The 24496-nt window shown below is 66.5% G+C and carries 17 protein-coding genes; 6 read left to right on the top strand and 11 right to left on the bottom strand.

Annotated features, from left to right (window positions below; all coding sequences use genetic code 11):
- Positions 1–59: 59 nt before the first annotated feature.
- Positions 60–1550, bottom strand: a complete 1491-nt coding sequence (locus M9952_14615; protein ID MCO5314156.1) for a site-specific DNA-methyltransferase — start codon at positions 1548–1550, stop codon at positions 60–62.
- 141 nt (positions 1551–1691) lie between these two features.
- Between M9952_14615 and M9952_14610 the strand changes: the two genes are divergently transcribed.
- Positions 1692–2696, top strand: coding sequence for an NAD-dependent epimerase/dehydratase family protein (locus M9952_14610; GenBank protein ID MCO5314155.1), 1005 nt, complete (start codon positions 1692–1694; stop codon positions 2694–2696).
- A gap of 52 nt (positions 2697–2748) precedes the next feature.
- Here the strand turns inward: M9952_14610 and M9952_14605 are convergent, their stop codons facing one another.
- The gene (locus tag M9952_14605) at positions 2749–3651 is read right to left on the bottom strand and encodes a hypothetical protein (GenBank protein ID MCO5314154.1); all 903 of its coding nucleotides are present in this window, start codon (positions 3649–3651) and stop codon (positions 2749–2751) included.
- Positions 3652–3942: 291 nt separating this feature from the next.
- Between M9952_14605 and M9952_14600 the strand changes: the two genes are divergently transcribed.
- A complete protein-coding gene (locus M9952_14600) occupies positions 3943–4887 on the top strand; it encodes a DUF559 domain-containing protein (GenBank protein MCO5314153.1) in 945 nt (314 codons plus the stop codon).
- Between the two features lie 24 nt (positions 4888–4911).
- Positions 4912–6372 (top strand): ATP-binding protein, encoded by a 1461-nt coding sequence (locus M9952_14595; GenBank protein ID MCO5314152.1) that lies wholly within the window; start codon positions 4912–4914, stop codon positions 6370–6372.
- Between the two features lie 151 nt (positions 6373–6523).
- Here the strand turns inward: M9952_14595 and M9952_14590 are convergent, their stop codons facing one another.
- On the bottom strand, positions 6524–7561 hold the full coding sequence (locus M9952_14590) for a hypothetical protein (protein ID MCO5314151.1): 1038 nt from the start codon (positions 7559–7561) through the stop codon (positions 6524–6526).
- Positions 7562–7655: 94 nt separating this feature from the next.
- Entirely contained in the window at positions 7656–9878 is a 2223-nt protein-coding gene (locus tag M9952_14585; GenBank protein MCO5314150.1) for an NADP-dependent isocitrate dehydrogenase, read from the bottom strand.
- Between the two features lie 284 nt (positions 9879–10162).
- Between M9952_14585 and M9952_14580 the strand changes: the two genes are divergently transcribed.
- On the top strand, positions 10163–10693 hold the full coding sequence (locus M9952_14580; protein MCO5314149.1) for a helix-turn-helix domain-containing protein: 531 nt from the start codon (positions 10163–10165) through the stop codon (positions 10691–10693).
- Positions 10694–10883: 190 nt separating this feature from the next.
- On the opposite strand, the gene sucD is transcribed toward M9952_14580, so the two are convergent.
- From sucD to M9952_14565, 3 genes are all read right to left on the bottom strand, one after another.
- Positions 10884–11783, bottom strand: a complete 900-nt coding sequence (gene sucD, locus M9952_14575; GenBank protein ID MCO5314148.1) for a succinate--CoA ligase subunit alpha — start codon at positions 11781–11783, stop codon at positions 10884–10886.
- A 27-nt stretch (positions 11784–11810) separates the two neighbouring features.
- Positions 11811–12956 (bottom strand): ADP-forming succinate--CoA ligase subunit beta, encoded by a 1146-nt coding sequence (gene sucC / locus M9952_14570; protein ID MCO5314147.1) that lies wholly within the window; start codon positions 12954–12956, stop codon positions 11811–11813.
- 179 nt (positions 12957–13135) lie between these two features.
- The gene (locus tag M9952_14565; GenBank protein MCO5314146.1) at positions 13136–13978 is read right to left on the bottom strand and encodes an LLM class F420-dependent oxidoreductase; all 843 of its coding nucleotides are present in this window, start codon (positions 13976–13978) and stop codon (positions 13136–13138) included.
- Between the two features lie 116 nt (positions 13979–14094).
- Here M9952_14565 and M9952_14560 point away from each other — a divergent pair, with 116 nt between their 5' ends.
- Positions 14095–14577 (top strand): hypothetical protein, encoded by a 483-nt coding sequence (locus tag M9952_14560; protein ID MCO5314145.1) that lies wholly within the window; start codon positions 14095–14097, stop codon positions 14575–14577.
- Between the two features lie 80 nt (positions 14578–14657).
- Here M9952_14560 and M9952_14555 read toward each other — a convergent pair whose 3' ends face one another.
- Positions 14658–17441, bottom strand: coding sequence for a GGDEF domain-containing protein (locus tag M9952_14555; protein ID MCO5314144.1), 2784 nt, complete (start codon positions 17439–17441; stop codon positions 14658–14660).
- Between the two features lie 184 nt (positions 17442–17625).
- On the opposite strand from M9952_14555, the gene M9952_14550 reads away from it, so the two are divergent.
- Positions 17626–19296 (top strand): ATP-binding cassette domain-containing protein, encoded by a 1671-nt coding sequence (locus M9952_14550; GenBank protein ID MCO5314143.1) that lies wholly within the window; start codon positions 17626–17628, stop codon positions 19294–19296.
- A 17-nt stretch (positions 19297–19313) separates the two neighbouring features.
- Here the strand turns inward: M9952_14550 and M9952_14545 are convergent, their stop codons facing one another.
- The 3 genes from M9952_14545 to M9952_14535 form a co-directional block, all read right to left on the bottom strand.
- A complete protein-coding gene (locus M9952_14545; protein MCO5314142.1) occupies positions 19314–20843 on the bottom strand; it encodes an AMP-binding protein in 1530 nt (509 codons plus the stop codon).
- Between the two features lie 6 nt (positions 20844–20849).
- Positions 20850–23117 (bottom strand): DNA helicase PcrA, encoded by a 2268-nt coding sequence (pcrA, locus tag M9952_14540; protein ID MCO5314141.1) that lies wholly within the window; start codon positions 23115–23117, stop codon positions 20850–20852.
- A 63-nt stretch (positions 23118–23180) separates the two neighbouring features.
- A complete protein-coding gene (locus M9952_14535) occupies positions 23181–24434 on the bottom strand; it encodes an NlpC/P60 family protein (GenBank protein MCO5314140.1) in 1254 nt (417 codons plus the stop codon).
- Positions 24435–24496 lie beyond the last annotated feature (62 nt).

The raw sequence follows: 24496 nt of genomic DNA, 5'->3' as shown, positions 1-24496 counted from the left end.
GTGGCGAACGTGGCGAAAGCCTGCCGCCTTGCTCGTTCTCCGATAACCAGTGGTCGTGATCACGACCACTGGTTATCGGAGAACGAGCTGGCGCGGGCGTAGGTGGCGAGGCGCTCGTGATGTTCGGGGTTCAGGACCTCCACCACATCAAACACCGCGCGGCCCTCCCCCATCACCGTCTGCAACGCACGCCACCCCGACGACCCCTTCTTCGGCACGTCGGTGGTCATCAACACCAGCGGCATGGCATCGCCGCCGCCGCTGCCATCGCCGCCGTCACCGCCCGCGGTCTGCCCGGCATGCAGAACCGCAGCGGTGGCGAGCGACTTCCACAGATTGTCGGTGCGTCGCAGGCCGCCGCGCACCGTCGTCAAGGCTCCCGTCACGTCGAAGGCCCAGTCGCGTCCGCCCGCATCGGCGGCCACCAGACTCAACGTGATACCCAACCCCCGCGGCTTCACGTCGACACGAATGTCGTTGAACCCCGCGTCTCGCAACACGATCTCGGCCAACTCGCGCACCTGACGCCCATCGCGAATCGCCGTCTTGAGGCTGTCGTCGACCGGGCCACGAAAATCGTCGGCACGCAACTCGACGTGGACGTCCGAGCCCACCCCGCCCTCCGCCGACACCTCGATGCGTTCGCGCTCCTCGTCGACCCGACGATTCGCGATCTCGATGTAGTTCGGGTCCATGTCGAAACCCACGAACCGGCGCCCGGACCGAACCGCCGCCACCGCAGTGCTGCCCGACCCCATGAACGGGTCGAGCACGACATCGTCGACGTAGGTGTACAGCTCGATGGCCCGCAACGGCAGCTCGACCGGAAACGGGGCGGGATGGCCGACACGGGTCGCCCGCTCCGGCGGGATCTCCCACAGGTCGGTCGTCGCCTCCATGAACTCCTCGCGCGAGATCGTGGCCGTCGACGGCAGGTCGTCCGCCAGGCGCTGCGCTGGGGTGAGCGCACGGTCGAAGCGACCCTTGCTGGCGATCACGATGCGTTCGGTCACGTCGCGAAGCACCGGATTCGACGGGCGCTGAAACGTCCCCCATGCGCACGAACCGCCCGCGGCACGCCCCTTCCACCACACGACCTCGCCGCGCAACAACAACCCGAGATCCTGCAGGATGGCGGTGACATCGCCCGACAACGAGCGGTACGGCCGCCGCCCCAGATTCGCCACATTCACCGCAATCCGCCCGCCCGGTTCGAGCACCCGCTTGCACTCGGCGAACACGTCACGCAACAACTCGAGGTACTCGAGATAATCCGCCGGAACCCCGTTGACCCCGAGGTCTTCTTCGTACTGCTTGCCCGCAAAATACGGCGGCGACGTGACCACGAGCGCCACCGAGTTGTCGGCGACCTTGTCCATCGAACGCGCATCGGCCTCGTAGATGACGTCGACCTCGGCGGGCGGATTCACCGTCGTGTCGGTGGAGATCTCCGGGGCGACGAAACGGTCGTAGAACGCCGAGGCGTCGTGTGCCTCGCGGCGCCCGGAACCGAAGTTCGCCGTCGACGTGGAGACTCGGGTCCGGGCCATGGACCACACCCTACTGATGGGTTCTGACACGGCGCGAACCGGATCGATATCGTGACGTCGCGGCGCCCACACAGGCGACGCGGCGACCGCAGCCAGCGAGCGCCAGCGACGATGATCGCGACGAATCAGAGGAGGCGAACGGTGAAGGTGCTCGTGACGGGAGCCACCGGCTTTGTCGGATCACACGCCGTGCGGGCCATCGACGCCGCCGGCCACGACCTGCGACTGCTGGTGCGCGACCCGGCCAAGGCGCGGGCACTACTCGGCGAGGCGGCCGACCGCTGCGACCTCGTGGTGGGCGACGTCACCGACCCCGCCACGGTCGGCGCCGCGATCGACGGGTGCGACGCCGTCGTACACGCCGCGGCGATGGTCGCACTTCACCGCCGTCAGGCCGCCGAAGCCCACCGCACCAACACCGTCGCCGCGGCCAACGTGCTCGGCGCCGCGGCCCGAGCCGGATGCGACCCGATCGTGCACGTCAGTTCGGTGTCGGTGCTGCAGTCGACGCCGCCGCTCACCACCATCGATGCGCCGCTGCGCCAATCCACCAACGGCTACTCGGCCTCGAAAGTCGACTGCGAATGGATGTGTCGCGGCATGCAGGCCGCCGGAGTTCCCGTCGCCACCATCTATCCGTCGGCGGTCACCGGCCCCGACTCGCCGAGCGTCACCGCCGTGCACACGATGGCCATCTCCTCGACCCGTTCCATGCCGATGACCTCGTCGGGATTCAACCTGATCGACGTCCGCGACCTCGCCGCCATGGTCGCCGCGATGCTCGAACCCGGCCACGGACCCCGACGCATCATGGCCGGCGGGCACTACCTGCCGTGGGCGCAGTTTCTCGACGTGTGCGACGAGGTGCGCGGCCGTCACGTGCGGCGCTACCCCGCACCCGGCGCCGCGCTTCGAGGGGTCGGCCGGCTCGTCGACCTCACGCATCTGCGCCTGCCCGTCGACTTCGAGCTCAGCCACGAGACGATGGTCGAGGCCACCCAGGCCTGCCCGTACGACTCGACCGCGAACGAGCTCGAACTCGGCGTGACGCTGCGCCCCGTCGCCGACACCATGCGCGACACCTACAGATGGCTGCACCAGGCCGGACACATCACCGCGCACGACGCCGGCGCCTGCGCCTCCTGATCGCTACCGGTTTCGGCAGCCGGTTTCGGCAGCGCTCGGGTCAGTAGTCGAGTCAGTGGTCGAGTCGGCGCTCGAGGGCTGCGACGAACCGTTGCGCCGACCCCTCCGCCAGCCACACGTTGTAGGAGGGTTCGAACAGCTCGGCCTCCAACAGCAGCGGACCGTCGTCGGTGGCGACCAGGTCGAGGCGCCCATACAGCGGCGCCGCACCATCGAGGCCCGGGGCGATCCGCGCAATGACCTCCATCGCATGGGACGCAACATCGATCTCATCCACCGTCGCCGTCACGAACTCGAGCACCTCGGTGTAGGTGCCCGAGCGCAGTCCCCCGCCGTGCGTCAACAGCGGGCCCTTGCTGAACGCGTGCGACAACTCGCCGTCGAAGAACACCAGCGCCCGCTCGCCGACCTCGGCGACCGACGGAATCGCCGGCTGCACCATCACCGTCTTGCCGATCTCCAGGATGTGACGAGCGAGCTCCATCGCCGCCGGATCGTTCGCCGCAAACAACCCCGTGTCGATCGAACCGGCCGACACCGTCGGCTTCACCACGACATCGTCGAAGCCCGAATCACGGATCGCCTCGATCGCCTCGCCGACCTCCGACGGCGACGTCGCCAACAGCGTCGGCACGACCGGCACCCCGTGCACGTCGAGTTCCAGCAGATACCGCTTGTTGAGGTTCCAGGCGATCAGCTCGGGCGGATTCCACAACGACGTGCGCTGCGCCACCGCCTCGAGCCATTCGAGAAACCGCCGCTCGTGATGCATGTAGTCCCACGGGCTGCGGATCACCGCCAGGTCGAAGCGCTCCCACGGCGCCGAGTCGTCGCGCCAACTCGCCGTGGTGACCTCGTGGCCGGCCGCAGCGATGGCTTCGAGCAGCGGGATGAGATCGGGATCGTCGAAGCCGATCTCCCCCGGGTCGGTGGTAACGAGCGCGATGCGAGACACGAGCGCAGGCTAGTTCCGCCCCGCGCCTGCCCCGCCTGCCCCGTCCGCCCCGCCTGCCCCGCCCGCCCCGCGCCTGCCGCGCCCCGCCTGCGCGACCTGCCGCGAACTTTGTGCCGGAAGTGACACCACGTGTCGCTTTTGGCACAAAGTTCGCGACCCGCACAGATTCGCGTCGCACCGTCCGCCCCCGACGCCGTACACTGACGCCGCACACTGACGCCACGCATCGGAGGCCGCGCATCGGAGGCCGCGCAGCGCTTCCCGACATCTCCACGATGAAGGGACAACGCGATGGCGATGGATGAAGCCGAGTTGTTGGCGTCGGTGGAACGAACCCATGGGGTCGTCATGCCGGCGGTGATCGAACAGGTCGGGCTGACCCCACGCCAGCAGCGACACCGGATCGAGCGCGGAATCTGGCGGCGAATGGAGTGTGGCGCGCTCGTACTCGTGGGCGTGCCCGAGACGTTCTGGACCCGGGCGTTCGCGATCGCCTCAGTGATGCCCGACGCGGTCATCGCAGGGCGCAGCACGGCCCGGGTGCACGGCATCGACTGCCCTGGCGGCGACCAGATCATCGACGTGATCACGCCACCCGGAGGACGCACCCGATGCCCCGGGGCTCGCATCAAAAAGACCGTGCTCACGCCTGCGGACATCACGCGGCGATCTGGTCTCGTCGTCACCACGCTCGAACGAACCCTGTTCGACCTCGCCGCAATCCTCGGGCCGGCGGCGTTGCGATCGATCATCGAGGGGCAACTCGTCGAACGACGCACGACCTTCGATCGGCTCTACGCCACGTTCGAGCGACTTGCCGGCCAAGGACGGCCCGGCACCCGGAACATGCGGGCAGCGCTGGCGGCCTTGGATTCCAAGCCGCCGACGGAATCCGAACTCGAGCGGCGCTTCAGCGTCCTGGTCGACGGGCTCGGCCTCACTCAACCGAACCGGCAGGTGACGATGCCGTGGATGGCGAACGAGCGCGGCCGGGTCGACTTCGCGTTCGTCGACGAACGGGTCGTCGTCGAGCTCGACGGCCGCCGCTTCCACGCCCGCGACGAGGCCTTCGACCGCGACCGCCGACGCGACCAGGAAGCGTCGGTGCACGGCTACGAGACGCTGCGGTTCACGTGGCGCCAAGTCGTCGACGAGCCTCAGCGGGTCGCGCAGGTGTTGAGCACCGTGCTGAGGCAACGTACAGCCACTCGAACACATCAATATACCAACCGGTAATCTACCATCTCGTATATTAGATCTATGACGGTCCCGACGTTCGAATTCCCGATGATCGACCGCTTCATCGACCGCGTCGATGAGCTTGCTCGCCTCGAGTCATGGTGGAACGACGACGACGCGTTGCCGATCAACCTCTTCGGCCGGCGCCGTGTCGGCAAATCGTGGCTTTTCCGACGATTCGCCCACGGCAAGCCAGCGATCCTGCTCGTTGCGCACAAGGTCGCCCCCGGAGCGCAGCTCGCAACCTTTGCCCGAGCCCTCGAAGCGATCCTCGGCGTGGTACCGGAGTTGCCCGATCTCGCGTCGCTGTTCTCCACTCTGTACCGGATCGCACGCGACGAACGCGTCCTCGTCGTCATCGACGAATTCCCGTGGCTCCTCCCCTCGGGCGAGCAGGCAACCGACCGAGCGCTCACCGCGGTTCAGGCGGTCATCGAACACGAACGCGACCGGTCACAACTCAAGCTGATCCTGTGCGGCTCGGCGATCAAACAGATGGAAGCGATGCAGACCGAACGCAACCCGCTGTTCGGACGATTCGCCCCGCTGCACCTCCGCCCGCTCGCATTCGCCGAGGCATCGCTGTTTCTCACCGAACTCGACCCCATCAGCCGATTCGAGCGATTCGCCATCACCGGCGGGATGCCCCGTTACCTCACCACGCTCGGCGCAGATCGAAGCCTGCGCTCTGCACTGGCCCACCAGGTGCTGAACCACAACGCTGCGCTGTGGGACGAAGCACGAACCGTGCTGGAACAGGAACTGGGAGAACCACGGCTGCACTTCGCGATCCTCGAATCGCTCGCGACAGGCGACAAGGAGCTCAACGAAATCGCCCAGTCGACGCGTGTGCCCGCAACCTCGCTCTCGAAGTATCTCAACGTCCTCAGCGACCTCGGAATTGTCGACCGCCGACTCCCCATCGGCGCCCGGCTGAGCGCGCGCGGTGGACACTGGCACCTCCTCGATCCGTTCTTCCGCTTCTGGTTTCGTTTCGTCTTTCCGTACCAGGACGAACTTGAAAACGGCCTGAGTGGAAACGACCTCTTCGATGCGATCATTTCCGAACAGCTCCACGACCACGTCGCCGGCGAGTTCGAACGATGGTGCCAACGATGGACCCGCACCCACCGAGGCACGAAGTCACCCACCGTCGGTTCATGGTGGGGAGCGGCAACGAAGCACGGGCACACCTCCGCCGGACGTCACACCGAAGAGATCGACATCGTCGGGATCCGCCAGGGCAGACGCGTCAGCATCGTGGGGGAAGCGAAGTGGCGCACGAGGAAACTCGATGCGACGATCCTGCGCGACCTGTACGAGTACAAGCTTCCAGCACTCGAGGCCGCCGGATTCACCCTCGACCGCGACCTCGAAGTCCTGCTGTTCGCGCGCGCCGGGTACTCCGCGTCACTGCGAGCTGCGGCCGACCGAGACCAGCGCGTCACGCTCGTCGACGTCGCCGCCGCTCTCGCGCACTGAAAGTCGCTCGCCTGCCGGCCGTGCGCGAACTTTCTGCCGGAAGTGCTCAAACTTTCTGCCGGCCGTGCGCGAACTTTCTGCCGAAAGTGACACGTGATGTCGCATTTGGCAGAAAGTTCGCGGCGAGGAGGCCGAGCGGGCGGCGAGCGCTCTACTCGAGCACGATCACCGAGTTGTCGACGCGCACCTCGAGCGCCTCACCCACCCGCATCACCCGGGCCAGTGCGCGGCGGCCGATCTGCAGCGAACCGGCCAGGCGGCCATCGGTCGACAGCCGGGGCTCCCAACGCACCAGGCCGAGATCGACGCCGCGCAACGACACCCGCACATTCAACGGCGTGTGGTGAAACACCTCATGGGCGGCGTTGACGATTCGCACGACCCCGCTGGTGAGATCGGCCGCGGTCAGCGCCTCCGCGTGGCCATGCGCGACGAGACCCACCCGCTGATCGTCCTCGGCCGGGTGCAACGGGTGATGGCTGACCGCCGGCTCCTCGTGAGCCACCGGCGCTGCGACGGCCAGCATTCCCTGAAACGACGGCAACTCGACCGTCGCCGACTCGCCCCGGATCACCTTGCCTTCTGTCGACCCGGCACGGGCGCTGGCGATGGAGATGCCGTGTCGTTTCACCTGACCCCCGCCGCCGCGGCTGTTCCCATACGGGATGGGGACGAACGGGTCGCAATGCTGATCGAGCGAAACCGTTCGGGTGCCGACGACGAACGCGTCGAGCATCGCGGAAGCCGTCGCCCGCGGGTCGTTCGCCGCTGCGAACCACACGTACATCTCGTCGAGGTTCGCCAGCAGTTTCAGCGGCCAGCCGTCGGGGTGGGGTTTGTCGGCGCCGACCGGGGTTCGGTACATCTCGTCGACCCGCTTGGCCACCGAACGATCCGCCGCCCCGATGTAGAACACCGCCGCCCCCGGAACTCCCATGGTCCACAGACGCCAACCGAGTTGTTCCGCCGTGGGGTGTGTTCCATCGAGGGCGAGGTCGGGCCGGCTCGCCAACAATGCCTCGACCGCCGATTGCGACAGCCACGGCGCCTCGGGCCCGGCCTCGTCGAGTTCCGCACTCGACGCGACGACGTAGACCCCCGGGCGATCGAGGCCCACCGCCTCACCCCACCGGACCACGCCGAGGGGGCGACACGATGCCGCATCGAAGACGGAACGGACGCTCAACATGATGTCGAACTGTATGGGCGACCACCGACAGCGAACAGGGTCCACTTGACCCATTGCCGCCGGCCGTCTGTGCGGCGAGCGAGCGGCGAACGACTCAGGCGGTGACGCCGTCGATGATCGCGTTGAACGTCGCGCTCGGGCGCATCACCGCATCGGTCTTGGCGGCATCGGGCTTGTAGTACCCACCAAGATCCACCGGCGAACCCTGCACCGCAAGCAGTTCCGCGTTGATCGTGTCCTCGTTCGCCTCGAGTGCGTCGGCGACCGGGCCGAACACCTCGGCGAGTTTGGGATCGGCCGCCTGATTCGCCGCAGCCCTCGCCCAGTACTGCGCCAGGTAGAAGTGCGATCCGCGGTTGTCGATCTCGCCGGCCTTGCGTGAGGGCGAACGGTTCTCGTCGAGGAACTTCGCTGTCGCGGTGTCGAGGGTGTCGGCCAACACCTGGGCCCGCTGATTGCCGCTCACCCGAGCGAGGTGCTCGAACGACGCACCCAGGGCCAGGAACTCTCCGAGCGAATCCCAACGCAGGTGGTTTTCCTTTTCGATCTGCTGCACGTGCTTGGGGGCCGATCCGCCGGCACCCGTTTCGAACAGGCCACCGCCGTTGAGCAGCGGCACGATCGACAGCATCTTGGCCGAGGTGCCGAGTTCGAGAATCGGGAACAGGTCGGTGAGGTAATCGCGCAACACGTTGCCGGTCACCGAGATCGTGTCCTCGCCGCGGCGGATGCGCTCGAGGCTGTAGGCGGTTGCCTCAGCCGGAGCGAGAATGCGAATGGTGAGGCCGTCGGTGTTGTGTTCGGGCAGGTACGCCTCGACCTTGGCGATGAGTTCGGCGTCGTGGGCCCGCGCTGCGTCGAGCCAGAACACCGCATGGGCGCCGGTGATGCGCGCCCGCTCGACCGCAAGGCGAACCCAGTCGCGCACCGGCACGTCCTTGGTCTGACACGCACGCCAGATGTCGCCGGCCGCAACCTCGTGGCTGAACAGCAACGCACCCGACCGATCGATCACCTTCACTTCACCGGCAGCGGCGATCTCGAAGGTCTTGTCGTGGCTGCCGTACTCCTCGGCCTTCTGCGCCATGAGCCCGACGTTTGGCACCGAACCCATCGTCGCCGGGTCGAAGGCCCCGTGGGTGCGGCAGTCGTCGATGACCGTCTGATACACCCCGGCATAGGAGGCATCGGGCAACACCGCGAGGCAATCCTGGCGCTCGCCGGCGGCGTCCCACATCTTGCCCGAGTCGCGAATCATCGCCGGCATCGACGCATCGACGATCACGTCGGAGGGCACGTGAAGGTTCGTGATGCCCTTGTCGGAGTCGACCATCGCCAGCGCCGGACCGTTGGCGAAATCGGCGGCGATCGCCTCCTTGATGAGCCCGACATCGGCGGCGGGCAGGGATTCGATCGCGGCGAGCACCTGGCCGAGGCCCTGGTTCGGGTTGCCGCCGGCCTCGGCGATGAGGGCGCCGTAGGTTCCGAAGGTGGTCGGGAAGAACGCCTTGACGACGTGGCCGAAGATGATCGGATCCGACACTTTCATCATCGTGGCCTTGAGGTGCACCGAGAACAGCACCCCATCGGCCTTCGCCCGGGCGATCTGGTCGGCCAGGAAATCTTGCAGCGCGGCGGCGCTCATGACCGTCGCGTCGAACACCTCACCCGCCTGCAGTGCGAGCCCCGACTTCAACACGGTCTCGGTTCCGTCGGCTGCGACGTGCACGATCGACACGTTGGTCGCCTCCGGCACCGTGACCGACTTTTCGTTGCTGAAGAAGTCGCCGCCCGACATCGTCGCCACGTTCGTCTTGGAGGTCGACTTCCACGCACCCATGCGATGCGGATGCTTCTTCGCGTAGTTCTTCACCGATGCCGCAGCACGACGATCGGAGTTGCCCTCGCGCAGCACCGGGTTCACGGCCGAGCCGAGCACCTTCGCGTACCGCTCCCGGATCGACGCCTCGTTGTCGTCGGCCGGATCATCGGGGTACTCGGGCACGTCGTACCCCTTCGCCCGCAACTCGGCGATGGCCGCCTTGAGCTGGGGCACCGAGGCCGAAACGTTGGGCAACTTGATGACGTTCGCCTCGGCGTGGGTGACGATGTCGCCGAGTTCGGCGAGCGCGTCGCCGATGCGTTGGGTGTCGCTCAGGCCCTCGGGGAAATTGGCGATGATGCGCCCCGCCAACGAGATGTCGCGGGTCTCGACCCGGACACCCGCGACCTTCGCGAACGCCTGAATGATCGGCAGGAATGAGTGCGTCGCAAGCGCCGGCGCCTCGTCGGTGTAGGTGTAGATGATCGAGCTCACGCCGCAAGGCTACCGCCCGACGCCGACCCGCTTTCGAACACCGCCGGCGAGTCGCTAGATCGACCCGACAAACACCACCAACCCCTGCGGGCAGGGGCGGGCAGGGGCGCCGACCTCCTGTGGCCGGCTCACAAGGGCAAACACGGCGAAGCCACATCGGCAACGGGCCTTGTATTGGCGGGCTTTGTCTCCAGTGCCGTTGAAGCAGGGCGACTTCGACAGATCCGACTCGTCTTCCGCTGGACCACGCCCGATCACGGTACGTATCGACTACGATACATACCGTGACCAAGTTCGCCTCCACATTGGGTTCAGCCAGACGGGCGAGCGGGCTCACCCAGTCGGAGCTTTCGAAACGATCTGGCGTCGCCCGCCCGAACATCACCGCGTACGAGTCCGGCCGCCGCGAGCCGCTCTTTCACAGCGCTGTCGAATTACTGGAAGCGACGGGCGCAGAACTCATCGTCGAGCCGCCAGTCGCGTGGACATGGACGGAAGGTCGTCGCCCATACGCAGTGCCCTCGCGGTTGTGGCGACTCGCACCGCATCTGGCACTTCGACGATTCAACCCCGGCACCCACCTGTGGTGGAGCGGGCCACCGCGGAGCTTCAACCTCGCGCTGCGCGCCGAACGCCTTCGAATCTACGAAATCCTCCTCCGCGAAGGGACGCCTGCCGACATCGAACAAACCATCGACGGCGTCTTACTCTGTGAAGCATGGACCGATCTCGTGCTTCCACGCGAACTACGAGCCGCTTGGAATGGCCTCGTCACGCAACACGCTCACGAGCCGATCAAACAAGCGGCATCATGAGCGGGCTCACTGAGTTACAACGGGAAGTCGCACGGATCTTGTTCGGGTTGGCGGAGCGTCGCTTCCCTCACGAGGCTTGAAAACGCCGAACCCGCCGCGTCCCGGGCAAGGATGCACCAGGAGCGGCGGGTTTCGAGGCCTGTAACCAGCGGCGGGGCCAGCAGGGTCGGCACCAGCAGCGGCCCTTGGCTTAGCCGAGGCCCTTGATGATCTCCACCATCAACTCGCCGGCCTCGGTCGGGTTGAGTCCGACCTTCACACCGGCGGCGCGCAGGGCGTCCATCTTGCCCTGAGCCGTGCCCGCGTTGCCCGACACGATGGCGCCGGCGTGGCCCATCTTCTTGCCGGCCGGCGCGGTCACACCCGCGATGTAGGACGACACCGGCTTGGTGACGCTGGTCTTGATGAACTCCGCCGCCTCTTCCTCCGCCGAACCACCGATCTCGCCGATCATCATGATGGCGTGGGTTTCGGGGTCGGCCTCGAACGCCTTGAGGCAATCGATGAAGGTCGTGCCGGGAACCGGGTCGCCGCCGATGCCGACACAGGTGGTCACGCCGATGCCCTGCTGCTGCAGTTCGTAGAGCGCCTGATAGGTCAGGGTGCCCGAGCGGCTCACGATGCCGACGTTCTTCTCACCCGCCACCGCAGGCTTGGCGATGTGACCGGCGGTGATGCCGATGTTCGCCTTGCCGGGGCTGATGATGCCGGGGCAGTTCGGGCCCAGCAACTGCACGTCGGGGAAGTCGCGCTGCAACTTGTTGTAGAACCAGGCCTCGTCGTGGGCCGGCACGCCTTCGGTGATGACCACGATGAACTTGATGCCCGCCTCGGCGGCCTCGATCACGGCGTTCTTCACGCCCGGAGCCGGGATGAAGATGCACGACGCGGTGGCGCCGGTGGCCTCGACAGCTTCGGCGACGGTGGCGAAGATCGGGATGCCGTCGACGTCGGTGCCGGCCTTGGAAGGGCTGGTGCCCGCCACGACCTGGGTGCCGTAATCACGGTTCAACAGGCCGTAGTAACGACCCTGGCTTCCGGTCAGGCCCTGATAGACGACCTTGGTGTTCTCATCGATGAAGATCGACATTGTTCTGTCTCCTTGACGGTCGTTCGATCAGCGGGCCGCGGCCAGCTCGACAGCCTTCGCGGCTGCACCCAACATGGTCGGCGCCATCTGCAACTTGTCGCTCAGATGCGGCTGGAGGATCTCGCGACCCTCATCGGCGTTCGTGCCGTCGAGACGGATCACGATCGGCGCGTCGATCTGCACGCGGCCGAGAGCGGTGATGATGCCGTTCGCCACCTCTTCGCCGCGGGTGATGCCGCCGAAGATGTTGATGAAGATCGACTTCACACGGGGGTCGTTGTTGATGACCTCGAGCGCGCCGGCCATCACGTCGGCATTCGCGCCGCCGCCGATGTCGAGGAAGTTCGCCGCCTCGCCACCGGCCTGCTTGACGACATCGAGGGTCGACATCGCAAGCCCCGCACCGTTGGCGATCACGCCGACCGAACCGTCGAGACCGACGTACTGCAGGCCCTTGTCGTGGGCGGCCTGCTCGCGCTCGTCGCGGTTCTGGGTCTTGTCGTATTCCTCGTATTCCGGGTGACGGAACACGGCGTTGCCGTCGAGGGTCACCTTGGCGTCGAGCGCGTGGACCTCACCGGTCGGCTTGAGGATGAGCGGGTTGATCTCGGCGAGATCGGCGTCGCCCTCGGTGTAGGCGTTGTAGAGCTTCAACAAGATGTCGACCGCACCGTCGGTGGCGGCCGGGTTGAGCTTGGCGGCCTCGACCCAGGTGCGGGCGGTCGCCTCGTCGAGCCCGTCGACCGGATCGATCCAGATCTTGGCGATGGCGTCGGGGTTCTCCTCGGCGACGGCCTCGATCTCGACACCACCCTCAGCCGACAGCATGCCGAGGTACTTCTTGGCGCCACGGTCGAGGGTGAAGCTCGCGTAGTACTCCTCGGAGATGTCGGATGCGTGCTCGACCCAGATGGTGCCCACGATGTGGCCCTTGATGTCGAGCCCCAAGATGTTGCCCGCATGCTCGCGAGCCTCATCGGCGTTGTTCGCCAGCTTCACGCCGCCGGCCTTGCCGCGACCGCCGACGTGAACCTGGGCCTTGATCACCACCGGGTACCCGACCCGATCGGCGATCGCAACCGCTTCGTCCACGTCCTGTGTCGCTGCGCCGTCGGACACCGGAATGCCGAACTTCGCAAAGAACTGCTTGCCTTGATATTCGAACAGGTCCACGCCTGGTCCTCCACCTCGTCGGTGCGCCGTATGAATGCGGCCTCATGCAGACCGGCGTTTCGTTCGCCGGCACGTCGGTCGACTTTACATGTTCAAGACAAGTGGCAGAAACGCCGGGCTTCGCCGAGCAGTTGCTGGCCTGCGCTGCCGACCCGCCGCCCGACGCGCGCAACGTTCGCTCAGGTCACGGCGTCGAGTAGACGCTCGAGGGCCGCGTTCATCTCGTCGGGTCCCACCATCGGGGTGCCGTACACGAGACGACTCGCCCCGAGGTCCTCGAGTTGACGCCGCTTCTCGGCGCTCTTGGAGCCGGCGAAGGTCAGTTCGATGTCGTCGGGGTCGCGGCCAGCCTCGCGCGCCGTCTTGCGCATCGTCGACACCAACTCGGCCAGATCGTCCTGACGCCCGGGAAAGAACCCGTCGCCGAGACGGCCGGCGCGACGTGCAGCAGCATGACTGTGGCCACCGACCACGATCGGAACGCTCGACTGCACCGGATCCGGGCTCGACACCATGTCGTCGAAACGAACGATCGGCCCCGCCGCGCTCGTCGGCCCCGGCGACCACAACGCCCGCAACACCTCGATGTACTCGTCGGTGCGCTCCCCTCGCCGCTCGAAGGGCACACCGAGCGCTGCGAACTCCTCCTCGAGCCACCCCACACCGATGCCCAACTCGACACGACCCCCCGACATCGCATCGAGGGTTGCGATCTCCTTGGCCAGAACCACCGGGTTGCGCAACGGCAGAATCAACACCCCGGTGCCGAGGCGGACCTTCTTGGTATGGGCCGCCACCCAAGTCAGCCACACCAGCGGGTCGGGAAACGGCCACTCGGTGGGAATCGGCATCTTGCCCGACGAGTCATAGGGGTACTCGGAGTCGTAGTTCGCCGGAACCACCGGGTGCTCGACGGTCCACAGCGACTCGATGCCGTGGGCGTCGCACGCCTCGCCGAGCGCCGCCGCACCCTCAGCACTCGCCAGGGGACCCAGATTCGCAAAGCTCAAACCAATCCGCATGACAGGACCCTACCGACCGCGCCGCCTCCGCGCCCCGTGGTCTGCGCTTGGCTCGCGGCCGCTTGGCCCGCCGCCGCTTGGCCAGCCGCCAACGTGGGGATAAGACTGGAGCCACCATGCCGATCGAACGCCGCTCGTCCTCCGCCCAGATCCGCTCGATCTTGCTCGCCCTCGTCGCACTGATCTTCGCGGTCACCCTCGGCTATGCCCTCATCCGGGCTGCGAACGGCGACACCGGCGCAACCTCGAGGGAGAAGCGATCGGTCGGCGGCACCTGGAACACGGGAAGCGCCGAATCCAAAGCGAAGTCGATCGCCGCGGACGGCCCGATCCTGTTGCCCGACCCCACCGGCGCCCAGCAGACCCCGATCGCCATCAGTCACGTCGGCGACGACTTCCGCACCGGCTGGTACGTGTTCGCCGCCCGCCCGGAAGGCCGCAGCGCCGACTGTTTCCTGCGCTGGGATGCCGACGCCGACGTGTTCACCACCAACTGCGGCGACGAGACCTGGGACATCACCGGCGAGGGCCTGCGTCACTTCGGCGCGACCGTCACCAAAGACGGCGACCTCATCGTCGACTTCCGCGCCGGCTCCTAACCTGCCGCCGACTGACCTGCCGACTGACCTGCCGACTGACCTGTTCTCCGATAACCAGTGGTCGTGATCACGACCACTGGTTATCGGGAAACAGGCTGGGGGGCGCCGCGATCGAGTTGGGGTCGGCGGTTCTGGGCAACGTCTGGCCGCGCCAACCAGAACCCCTGGGCCATGTCGCAACCCATCGCCTTGAGCGCCCGATACTGATCGGCGGTCTCCACACCCTCGGCCACGGTCCGACAACCCACCGCGTGGGCCATGTTCACGATCGCGGCGACCAAATTGTGCCCGTCGGGTGTGTCGAGGTCGCTCACGAAACTGCGGTCGATCTTGACGATGTCCGCCTTCAGTTGGCGCAGATACGCCAGCGACGAGTACCCGGATCCGAAGTCGTCGATCGCGATCCGCACTCCAATGCGCTTCAACGCGTCGATCGTTTCAAGCGCCTGTTGCGCATCGGCCATGAGTGCGGTCTCGGTGATCTCAAGGCCCAGACGATCAGGCGACACCGACCCCTCGACGATGGCAGTTTCGACGAGATCGACGAAACCCGGCTGCATGAGCTGAACCGGCGAGATGTTGACCCACATTGTGAAGGGATCGTCCGCTCCGGCACTAGCCCCACCGGCCGCGGCCGACCCGCCGCCCCATTTCGACAACTGCGCGATCGCCTCGATCAATGCCCACTCGCCGAGACGCACGATCGCGCCGGTCTCCTCCGCCACCGGGATGAACTCGGCGGGAGACATGGCGCCCCGCTCGGAGTGGTCCCAGCGCATGACCGCCTCCACCCCGACAACTCGTTCGGAGTTCAGGTCCACCTCGGGCTGATAGTGGAGGCTGAACTCGCGGCGTTCGATCGCACTCGCGAGCGCGTGTTCGATGTCGAGACGTGCCACCACCTGCGCGGCAATCGTCTCGTCGAACACGCACACACGATTTCGGCCCGCTTCCTTGGCGGCGTAGAGCGCGGCATCCGCGTGTTGCAGCATCACCTCAGGGGTGACGATCGCCACCACTGCGGTCGGGGTTCCCTCGGCGAACGCGACCCCGAGGCTCAACGTCATCAACACCGCACGCTCACCGAGAGCAAACGGGGTTTGAAACGCCGCGATCACCGCCGAGGCCAGCCGGTCCATCTCCGGTTGCGAGGTTCGCGAACACAGCACGGTGAACTCGTCTCCACCGAAACGCGACACCAGCCCGAAGTCACCGACACAGCTACCGAGCCGATCGGCGGCCAGCTTCAACAGCTCGTCGCCGGCACTGTGACCCAACGCGTCGTTGATGTTCTTGAACCGGTCGAGGTCGATGAACATCACCGCGACGGATGACCCGCGTTCATCCGACTCATCGAGTGCCTCGCCGAGCTTCTGCATGAACGCGTTGCGATTGGCGAGACCGGTGAGCACATCGTGATTGGCCTCGTAGGTGAGAATCGCCTCGGCGGCCGCACGCTCGATGGCAAGCGCGGCGATCGACGCACAGGCACCCAGCACCCGTACGCCATCGGGGCGTGGGGTATCGCCATCGGGTTCGAACACCGAGATGCAGCCGATCGCGTCGGAAGGCGACCGACCGAGTACGGGAACCGACCAGCACGACACGCGCCCGCTCAGCCCGAGATCACCGCGCGCCCCCAGCGCTTCGCCCCTGGTTCCGGGGCGTTGGACGACCCGACACCCGACGCGTTGGCCCATTCGACGTGCGGCCCTGCGGCCGAACTGTTGGCCAAATCGCTCGTCGAAGACCGCCGGCATCGATTCGCCGCACGGTTCGACGAACAGGTCGTCCACCCGGGTCGACTGGGCGCGAAAGGTTGCGGTTCCCCACGGAGTCGAGTCGGCTGCGACCGCCGTTGCGTCGACCGCCTCGGCGAACGCCTCGCTGACACCGAACGCGGCGACCACCTCACTCGAATCGTCGCCGGCCGCTGCGCTCTCGCCGCGTCGGCGCAACGTGATGACACAGCCGCCCCCGACCTGTTGCGCCACCAGGCGAGCGAGTTCACCGAGGGAGGTGGCCAACTGCTCGCCACGACCGATCATCGACAACACCAACGACTGATGCGACACCAACATGTCCACGGCGGTTCGATCGACCACATCTCGGACCTGCAACACGACGCCGTCGATCGTCTCGGTTTCGCTCGACAGCGCGGTCATCTCGACCGGCAGCCACGAACCGTCACCGAGGCGCAACCGCACGTCGAGGGGGAACTTCTCTCCCGGAAACGACGTCGTCTTGGCCAGTCCAGCCATCGCGGTCTCGAGGTCATCGGGGTGCACGAGGTCGAGGCCGGCGACGTCGGGGGAACGGTCGAGGTCGACGCCGAACGCCATCGCCAGATCGGGAGATGCTGAACGCAAACGGCCCTGGGCATCGAGCACCACCAAGCCGAGCACCCGGCCGCGTCGAAGCTCGCGATAGCGGTCCACACCGGCGATGGTTCCTGCCGCCAACGTGCCCAGCAGTCGCAGGACCGCAAGATCACCGTCGGAGGGAACTTCGCTGTCGTGCAGGACCATGTCGCCGATCCGATCGCCCGACGTCGGGTGCAGCAACGCAATCCGCAACTCATGAGCGAGTTCGTGACGCACCGCCGGCACACAGTCGGTCGAGGCAAGACCGGTCGAGGCAAAGTCGGTCGAGGCAAAGTCGCCGATCCCCGCACCGTCGACGATTCGGCCCGAACTCGCGCCGACGATTCGAACCGCGACGTGCAACACGTCGAGGAGCTCGCGCCGTCGAGGATCGACCGGCGACCACATCGCCGGCTGTTCACCGGAGGCATCGCCAACCGGTCCCAAATCGTCGAGCCCGCCAAGGAGCGGACCAGCATCCCGCACTCTCTTGTTATCCACCATTGACTTCGCTATCGACCCGTCGAGCCCCGAACCTGAACTTGTTCTCCGATAACCAGTGGTCGTGATCACGACCACTGGTTATCGGGAAACAGGCTGGGGGGCGCGGTCGCTAGAGTCGCGGCATGGAGATCTGAGCGATACCCGACGCCTCAACCGAATTCGCACAGATCTGGAGGGTCTCATGACCGCGACCATCCCCTTTCCGCCTGACGCCACCTCACACGACATCGCCGTCGTAGAACTGTCGAAGTCCTACGGCCCCGTCAACGTCTTCACCAAGATCAGCTTCTCCGCATCGCCCGGGCACCGCCTCGGCCTCGTCGGCGAGAACGGTGCCGGCAAGTCGACGTTGTTACGCATGCTCGTGGGCACCACCGACCGCGACGGCGGCACCATTCGCCGACCCAGCCCCGTCGGCTACCTCGAACAAGAACTCCCCTATCCCGACACCGCGACCATCGACGACGTCGTCGAGGAGACCCTCGCACCCATACGCGAAATCGAGGCCGCGCTCACGACCGCCGCGCTCGACCTGGCCTCCGAGGACCCCGCCATCGCGACCGCGGCACAGCAGAGCTACGACGACGCGCTCGAAGCCGCGCACCGCGTCGATCTGTGGAACGCGGACGCCCGCGCCGCCGAGGTACTCGCGGGGCTCAGCCTCGGAAGCCTCGAGCGTTCCCGCACCATCGACACCCTGTCCGGCGGCGAACAGGTACGCCTGGAGTTGGCAACGGTGCTCATCGCCCGGCCCGCGGCCATGGTGCTCGACGAACCGACGAACCACCTCGATGACGCCGCCGTCGACTACCTCATCTCCTACCTGCGCTCGTTTCCCGGACCGGTGATCGTCGCCAGCCACGACCGGTTCTTCCTCTCCGAGGCGTGCACCGGCATCTTGGACCTCGACCCGTCGCGCAACGGGCTCACCCTCTACGGCGGCGACTACGAGCACTACCTGAAACAGAAGCGCTCGGAACTGGCCCGATGGAAGCAGCGCTACCACGAACAACAAGACGAGATCGAAGCCACCCAGTACGCCATCGACAACACCAATCGAAACATCGGACACAACCGCCCCAAGCGCGACAACGACAAGTTCGTTCATCACTTCAAGGGCGGCCGGGTGCAGAATCAGGTGTCGCGTCGGGTGCGCGCATCGAGGGAACACCTCGAAGACCTTCTGGAACACGAGGTCCCCCGCCCGCCCGACGAGCTGCGCTTCTTCAGCGAGGAACTCGCCGCCGAGATCAAACCCGGGCCGATGATCACCGCCGTCGGGGTCAGTGTGGTCGGCCGACTGGCTCGCACCGACGTGAGCATCAGCGCCGGCGACCACCTCCTCATCACCGGACCCAACGGGGCCGGCAAGTCGACACTGCTCGCCGCGCTCGCCCAGGAGGGCCCGACCGACTCGGGGATCGTGACGTGGCGAAAGGGCATCCGCGTCGGGTACCTGCCCCAGGAGGTCGTCGTTCGCGACCCGAACCAGAGCGTCATCGCCGCCTTCGACGCGGTCCCCAAACTGCTCGACGTGACCCTGTCGGATCTCGGCCTCATCGCCGGCAAGGACTACAACCGCCCCCTCGGCGAACTCAGCGTCGGGCAGCGCCGTCGTGTGGCGCTCGGGTGCCTCATCGCGTCGGCACCCCACGTGCTGTTGCTCGACGAACCCACGAACCACCTTTCGCTCGGGTTGACCGAGGCGTTCGAGGCTGCGCTGATGGCATCGAGCGGAACGATCGTGATCGCCAGCCACGACCGCTGGCTGCGCAACAACTGGGACGGCGAGGAACTCCAACTCGAGCGCTGGGGAGGGCCCGTGCCCGAAGGCCCCCGCATCGGCGGCTGAGCCTCAGGAACCGGGCCTCAGCGAAACAGCTCTTCGAGGTGCTCGCGTTGCACCTTCTCGGTGCCGGTGCGCGGCAACTCGTCGACGAATTTCACCTCGCGCGGCTCCTTGTAGTGCGACACGCGCTCACCCACCCACGACCGCAACTCGTCTTCGGTCACCTTCGCACCCTTGCGCACTCGAACCGCCGCCACCGGCACCGAACCGAGCTTCGGATCGGCCTTGGAGACGACCGCCGATTCCACCACGTCGGGGTGGGCGTCGATCACCGCTTCGACCTCGAGCGGATACACCGAGTAGCCGCCCGACTTGATGATGTGTTTGCTGCGCCCACAAAACGTGATGGTGCCCAGCCAACTCAACCGCACGAGGTCTCCGGTGCGGAGCCAACCGTCGTCGGTGATCGCACCACGGGTTGCGTCGGGCGCGTTCCAGTACTGCTTCAACACCCCCGGCCCGCGCATCTGCAGTTCGCCTTCGCGCCCGTGGCCCAACACCTTGCCGTCCTCGTCGACGACCCGGAACCGGTAGCCGGGCATTCGCAGCGCGAGGTTGCCGCCGAACCGTTCCGGCACCAACGGCAGCGACACCCGAAGCGCTGCTCCACCACCGATCTCGACCATCCCGTAGCCCTCGACGAAGGCCGCTTCGCCCACCGGGCCGACCATGGGAAGCTCCGCCGCCGCCCCCAGCTTCTTGAACGTCGACGCCAGCCCCTCGGGCAACGCGTCGGCGCCCGAGATCCACAGTCGGATCGACTTGAGGTCGCGGTGATCGGCCCCGGCTTCGAGCATCATGCGATACATGGCCGGAACCCCGACGAACGCCGCAGATCGGCGCTCCTCGATGGCGTCGAGCACCGGACCGGCCCGGAACCGGCTCATGAAATGGACCCGCACCCCCGCCGCCGCGCTCGCCACGAGCATCGCAAACCCGAAGATGTGCGCGACGGGCAACGCGACGACGACCTCGACGTCGCCAAACCCGATCGGCGCCAGCGTCGCCAGCCCCGCCGACCCGACCAGCGCCTTGTGGGTGAGCGCGGCGCCCTTCGGCTTACCGGTCGTTCCCGAGGTGTAGAACAGCGCCGCCACGTCGTCGTGTGCAGGGGTGGCCGGCTCGATGGCGGCGATGGAGCCGAATCGGTCGCGCAGATCGAGGGCCATCTCGTCGAGTTGGTCGAGCGAGGTCACCACCAGCGCGGCTTCGCTGTCGGCGACCACGTGGTCGATCTCGGCGGGTTTCATCTGCGAGTTCACCGGAACCGGCAGGCACCCGGCCCTCGACACGGCGAGACACAACAGAAACTGGTCATAGGAGTTCGGCACCGCGAGCACCACCCGCTCGTTCGGGGCACAGGAGGCGGCGATGACTTCGGACAAGACGCGAACCATCGCGCCCGCCTCGGTGAACGTCGCCCGGTACCCGCCGGCCTCGTCGACCATCTGACGCGGTCCCCACATCGCCGCGACCCGGTCGGAGAAATCGGCCAGGGTGAACGGTTGCCGGAAGGCGGCGTTGGCTCGTGAAACGACGTTGGACAGCACGTTGAGTTATCCGATCTTGGTGATGGGCGCCCACTTCAACAGCAGCACCTTCTCGTTGCCAGTTTCGCGGAAGCGCACGGTGGCCTGGGTGTCGTCGCCGCCTCCGCGTATGTCAAGGATGACCCCCTCGCCCCACTCGGCGTGGCGGAAGTCGTCGCCGACCTTGAACCCGGCGTTTTGCGCATCGCTGGGCGCCGGCGCCGACGAACGCGCCGCGAGCGGATTGCCCGCCGACCCCGACGAGCCGAACCCAGCCGAGCCGTAACCCGACGAGCCGTAACCCGAGGAGCCGTAGCCAGAGGAGCCGTAGCTGGAATCCCCGTCCCACGACGACCCGAACCGCATCGAACGACGACCGCGCCGCTCCCCGAGTTCGGTCACCAAGCGTGCCGGAATCTCGTCGAGGAAGCGCGAGGGCGGGTTGTACTGGGTCGTGCCGTGCAGCATCCGGGCGTTCGCCGAGGACAGGAACAGCCGCTCTCGCGCCCGGGTGATGCCGACGTAGGCAAGACGCCGCTCCTCCTCGAGCTGGTGTGGTTCATCGAGGCTTCGCATCGACGGGAAAATGCCGTCCTCCAGACCCACGAGAAACACCGCCGGATACTCCAGACCCTTGGCCCCGTGAAAGGTCATCAGTGTGACCGTCGATTCGTCGTCGTCGATCTGGTCGGTGTCGGACACCAGGCTCACCTGTTCGAGAAACTCGTCGATCGTCTCGAACTCGCGTGCCGCCCCGACCAGTTCCGACAGATTCTCCAGACGGCCCTCCGATTCGATGGTGCGCTCGGCGGCGAGTTCATCGACATAGCCGCTGTCGTCGAGCAGCGATTCCAACACGTCGCCCGGGGCGCGATCGAGCGCGTGGCGAGCGTCTTCGATGATCTTCGTGAATGTCTCGAGCCCCTTCAACGCTCGCCCGCTCACCCCCGCGGCCGGAGCGTCGCGCAGCGCCTCGTAAAAGCTGATGCGGTTGCTTCGGGCGTAGGCATCGAGGCGACTCACCGAGCTTTCGCCAATGCCGCGCTTGGGCACGTTCATGACGCGTTTGACGCTCACCTCGTCGTCGGGATTCACCGCGACCCGCAGGTAGGCGAGCGCATCTTTCACCTCGCGACGGTCATAGAACCGGGTGCCGCCGATGACCTTGTAGGGCAGTCCCGCTCGAAACAACCCGTCCTCGATCACACGCGACTGGGCATTCGTTCGGTAGAACACCGCGATGTCGCCGTATCGGAACTCGCCCGAGTCGCGCAGCTTGGCGATCTCCGAACACACCCACTGGGCCTCGTCGGACTCGTCGTCGGCCGTGTAACGAACGATCGCTTCGCCCGCTGCCCCGTCGGTGAACAGTTCCTTCGGCTTGCGGCTCTCGTTGTTGGCGATGACCGAGTTGGCGGCATCGAGAATCGTCTGGGTCGAGCGGTAGTTCTGGTTGAGCACCACCACGGTCGTGTCGGGGAACGCACGCTCGAATTCCAAGATGTTGGTCAGGTCTGCACCACGAAACGCGTAGATCGACTGATCTCCGTCGCCGACCGCGAACACGTTGCGATGCTCGCGCCCCAACAACATGACCAGTTCGTTCTGCACCGGGTTGGTGTCTTGGTATTCGTCGACGAGCACATGACGAAAACGCGTCTGGTACATCTCCAACACGTCGGGGCACCGCTTCATCAACTCGACCGCCTGGCCCAACAGATCGTCGAAGTCCATCGCACCCGCCCGCAACAGCCGCGTCTGGTATTCCCGATAGACGTCCGCGATGCGCCGCTCGATGATGACCTGGGCCTGTTCGACGTAGTCGTCGACCCCGATGCCGCGGTTCTTGGCATTCGAGATGGCGGCGTGAACCGACCGGGGCGACAACTTCTTCGGATCGATGTCGAGGTCGCGCAGAATGTAGGTGACAAGACGCACCGCATCGGTCTGGTCGTAGATCGTGAAGTTCGACGGATAGCCGAGGCGGCCGCCGTCTCGGCGCAGGATCCGCACGCACGCCGAGTGAAACGTGGACACCCACATCCGATCGGCCACCGGGCCGATCAGGCTGGCGACACGGTGCTTCATCTCGGCCGCGGCCTTGTTCGTGAACGTGATCGCCAGGATCTCGAACGGCGACACCCGTTGTTCCTCGATGAGCCAGGCGATGCGGTGAGTGAGCACCCGGGTCTTGCCCGAACCCGCTCCGGCGACGACCAACAGCGGCCCGCCCTGGTGGGTGACGGCCTCGTATTGCGCGGCGTTCAGGCCGTCGAGAAGTTCCGCAGTCGACATCTCCCTAACCTAGTTGGCACCCCTGACAGCCGGTTCAGGGCCGGTGCCAAGGCGGGTTCCGGGTCAGGGAAGGCGGCCGAAGCTGACCGGCTTGGAGGTGCGGTAGATGCTCGACACCTTGACCACGTCGCCGGTTTGCGGGGCGTGCACCATCTGCCCGTTGCCGACATAGATACCGACGTGATGCACCGGGTTGCCGCCGAACACCAGGTCTCCCGGCACGAGTTCAGCCTCGGAGATGCGGCTGGTCATCGAACGCAGCGATCGAGAGCTGTGTGGCAGCGACTTCGAACCCGCATAGGCCCACATGACGAGCCCGGAGCAGTCGAAACCCGTGGACGGCGAACTGCCCGCCCACTTGTAGGGAACCCCGAGCTGCGTCATCGCCTTGGCGACCGCGGCCTGCCCCGCAGCGGTGCCGCCTGCGGCCACCGCCGGTGCGGGGGCAGCGGGCGTCGGTGCCGCGACGACGGGTTGGGTGACCGTGGCAACCGCTCGCCCCGATCCCGAGGTCGAATTCGAGGTGGAGGCGGACCCTGACGAACGCGTCACGGTGGCGCCCGAGGTGCGTCGAGCTGCGGCAGCGCGTTCGGCGGCAGCGCGAGATTCGGCCTGGGCGCGGGCCTCGGCCTCGGCGGCGAGACGGCGCTGTTCGGCCTCCACGGCCTCCTTCAGCTCTGCGTTCACCGATTGCTGAAGCGCTGTTCGTTCCTCGATGGAGGCCTCGAGTTCGGACTTGGCCCGCTCGATCTCGGCCTTCTTCGCCGTAACCTCGGCCTGGACGGCATCGAGTTCGGAACGCTGGGAGTTCAGGACCTTCTGGGAGGCCTGCAACGACTCGATCGAATCGGAACTCGAACCGGCCTGCGACTCGATGAACGCCCGGCGGGCCGACTCGTCCTGGGTGTTGCCCTCGACGAGATACCGCAGCGGATCGGGATCCGCGGCGTCGCCGACGAAGGCCTTGCGGGCGTACTCGCGGGCGGCGTCGGCGGTCGAGTCCATCTCGGCTTCGGCGGAGCTGAGCGAGCTCTGGTTCTCGGCCAGTTTCGCTTCGAGGTCGGCAAGTTCGATGCGGGCAGCGTTCTGTTGTTCGTCGAGGACACTCTCTCGCTCGTTGAGGCGATCGAGGTCTGCGGCGATCTTCGCGGCCTTCTCGCGAATGGAGGCCACCGACTGGGCCGGGGCAAGTGGCGTCGCTCCGGCCGGGACGGGGGCGAGGGCGATCAACAGCACCGGCGCGACGGTGCGCAGGGCGATGCGGCGGGCTCGTGAGCCTCGGCGGGGTCGATCGGGCGTTCGTGAATTGCTGTACATGACGGATTCAGTGTGCCATCGGAATCGAAATATGACAACTTCATGACGAAATCCGCCACTTT

The organism is Microthrixaceae bacterium, assembly GCA_023957975.1.
Classification (GTDB): domain Bacteria; phylum Actinomycetota; class Acidimicrobiia; order Acidimicrobiales; family Microtrichaceae; genus JAMLGM01.
Note: the sequence above shows the minus strand (reverse complement) of the source record. Positions and strands in the feature narration are given on the sequence as shown.